2 protein-coding genes are annotated in these 2,319 nt (G+C 49.5%); both read left to right on the forward strand.

Features of this window, described 5'->3' with window-relative positions:
• The first annotated feature begins 305 nt into the window (after positions 1-305).
• Positions 306-1,103 carry a DUF1285 domain-containing protein gene (locus LH51_RS11030; protein ID WP_235263679.1) on the forward strand — a complete coding sequence of 266 codons (798 nt, stop codon included), beginning with the start codon at positions 306-308 and terminating at the stop codon, positions 1,101-1,103.
• Positions 1,104-1,155: 52 nt separating this feature from the next.
• Positions 1,156-2,277 carry a DUF5610 domain-containing protein gene (locus tag LH51_RS11035; RefSeq protein WP_036522226.1) on the forward strand — a complete coding sequence of 374 codons (1,122 nt, stop codon included), beginning with the start codon at positions 1,156-1,158 and terminating at the stop codon, positions 2,275-2,277.
• Positions 2,278-2,319: the final 42 nt, after the last annotated feature.

A 2,319-nucleotide genomic window follows, 5' to 3' on the forward strand; every position in this document is an offset into this window, starting at 1 on the left:
CTGACTCGCCGTGAACCCATCCATGGGGGCTCCGGTGCGCCATCCTTGGCGCACAGGGTCAGCCAAATCCGATCCCATCAACCCTCACCAACTTGGGTGCCGACATCACTCTATTAAAGAGCAGACATCACTAGGTGATGTGCAAACTGTGATCCTGCGGTAACTTTCAACCCATCTCTCAATTGATCCTGTTCAGGGGGGGCGTGTGGAGACCTCATCTGACTTGGCTCGGGGGGAGCGGCGAGATGGTTGGAATCATCTAATCTAGTGCATGGGATTCTGCGTGGTAGTTAGCATTATCTGATTTGGCACAGAGTTTCGGCGGGGTGGTGGTATTGCTTTGGTGTGACCGTCTGGCGCCATGGATGGCGCCAGTCGAGCGGTCATGGATGACGAACAGCGTGTCACAACAAAGCAATACCACCACCCCAGCAAGGCACCACCCCAGCAAGGCACAAAACCAGCAATGCACAAAACAATCCAGCAAGAGCAAACATGACAAGCCAGGCAACCTGGCTTATGCTCTAACCTATCAACCGGAGACACACATGACACACCCGACACACCCAGAAAACCTGCTGAAACAAGTTCGTTCAGATCAGCCATTACCGCCTTTGGAACAATGGAATCCCGAGTTTTGTGGTGATATTCCCATGCGCATCAGTCGTGATGGTCGCTGGTTTTATCAAGGCGGTGAGATCAAGCGTACCGCCATGGTGAAAATGTTTTCACGTATCCTGTGGAAGGAGGGCGAGCGCTACTACCTCAAAACACCGGTGGAAAAAGTCGGCATTGAAGTGGAAGACGTACCCTTTCAGGTCATCAGTGTTCATCGCCTGGAACAGAGCCCCCCGGTGCTGGTATTTGAGACCGCTACAGGTGAGCAAATAGAGGCCGGTGCAGAGCATCCGTTACGGGTAGAAACCGATCCGGTAACAGGCGAGCCATCACCCTATCTGATGATTCGACTGGGTATGGAAGGACGCATTCAGCGTACAGTTTATTATCAGTTGGCCGAATGGGCTGAATTAGATAATACAGCTGGAGTGGAACGCTGGGTTATTGATAGTCAGGGAGAGCGCTTCGTTCTGGGCGAAAACTAAAGCTTTCGCCGTGTCGGCCGATACCCTGTGCAGATAATATGAGGGTAGCGTTATGTCTAATATTTCGTCTTTCCAGCCTGGGTTTGTGCGTTCTGGTGAAGCACGACAGTCGCAAGTGACGGCTAATAAATCCGACTCCGGTCCTGCGCTGAATCAACTACAAAGTAAAATTCTGGAAAGTATGCTGCAGCATATTCCAGGTATGAATCTGGAAGGGCTGAAAAAACTGGATGCGAGTAATTTCACCCCTGAAAAAGTATCTGACCGCATCAGTAACTTCGTTGCTCAAGGCATGGAAATGGCTCGGGCACGTGGAGACTCGGAAGAAAAAGTTCAGGCGATGTATGACCGTGCGATGAAAGGCGTAGAGAAAGGCTTTGAAGAAGCCAAAGACATTCTTTCAGGGTTAAAGATGCTGGAGGGTAAAATTGCCGATGATGTAGCCCGTACTGAAGAGCTTACTTTTGACAAACTTCGGGCACTATCGCCGGAACAGAATACAGCTATGGGACTGGTGTCCATGTCGGCGGCTCAGCGTTTTGAGCGGGCTGATAGCTTTGAGCTGAATATTACCACTCGCGAAGGTGATCAGGTGAATATTCGCTTTGATCGTAGTGAAGCCTTTCAGTCAGGCATGGCAGCGGCTGTTGATGGAGAAGGTAACAGTGCGATGGTGTTTGATATGAGTCGTACACAAAGTTCTGGCTTCTCATTTGCTATCGAAGGTGACCTCAATGTGGATGAAATCGATTCTATTCAGAACCTGATTCGTGATGTTGGTCAGTTAGCTGATGAGTTTTATCACGGTGATGTACAGAAAGCGTTTGAACAAGTGGGTGGCTTGTCCCTGGATGCCAGTCAATTAAATGCATTTGATCTTAGTATGACGCGTACCGAAGTACGTAGTATGGCTAGTCAATACCAACAAACCCAGCAGCTTTCGGATGCTGAGGAGCAATCGCGTCCAGAGCGTCGTTTGGGGCAGTTGATGCAGCAATTGAAAGAACAGATCAACAACCCAATGTTGGAGTTCATGCAGCAGCAACAAGACTTTGCCAAGTCACTGATGCAGTCTTTGGTGGAGCAGGATGTACGCTTCAAACAGGCTGATACTGAACAACAAGGCCGATACCGTGATAATCTGAGCAGTTTGCTGCAGACGCAGGAAGGCTAAGTTCTGTCACCTTATTACCACGGGCTTATTTTACTAATCTAA

The organism is Nitrincola sp. A-D6 (genome assembly GCF_000764495.1).
Taxonomy (GTDB): Bacteria; Pseudomonadota; Gammaproteobacteria; order Pseudomonadales; family Balneatricaceae; genus Nitrincola.